Raw genomic sequence first — 590 nt, forward strand, 5'->3', positions numbered from 1 at the left:
GCAGTTTTGGAAATGAGTATAGTTTCCTTTTCAAAATCGACCTGTGACCATGTAAGCCCGGCAACCTCGCTTCTTCTTAAGCCATAGGTACAGGCTAAAATAATCTCAGTTTCAATTTTGCTTTTCCGTGCTGCCTGAAAGAGCTGGGCAATCTGCTTTTCATCGTAGAAATTCGGGATAAACTTCTTGCTACCCCGAAGGATCACATCATGGGCGGGGTTATAGGGTATAATGTGATTCTTTCGAGCCTCTTCTAAAGCGCAGGAAATATTGCTCAAATGCTTTTTGACGGTAACAGGGCTGAGGGTTTGCAGCTTATAATTACAATATGCCTGAATATGGGCGGTCTGAATCTTTCTCAGCTCTATGGGATGTTCTAGGAAATAGGGTTGAAGGTGGGCACGGAAAATAATTTCATAGTTGGAATAGGTGTTAATCTCCAAATGAAGTTTGGCGTGCTCCAGCCACCGTTCTAGGACATCCACAAACGGTTCGTTTGGGCTAAATAAAAGGTTGGCCCTCTCATACTCGTTTAGAATCTTTCGCATCTCTTCGGTGGCCCTTGCCTTGTTTCCTTTTACCGGCAATCC

At 44.1% G+C, this 590-nt stretch carries 1 protein-coding gene; it reads right to left on the bottom strand.

The window, feature by feature from the left end; translation table 11 throughout:
* On the bottom strand, positions 1–590 hold a 590-nt coding region (locus tag B5F28_RS14370; RefSeq protein WP_206423094.1), incomplete at both ends, for a tyrosine-type recombinase/integrase.

This window comes from Gemmiger sp. An194, from assembly GCF_002160145.1.
In the GTDB taxonomy this organism is placed as follows: Bacteria; Bacillota; Clostridia; order Oscillospirales; family Ruminococcaceae; genus Allofournierella.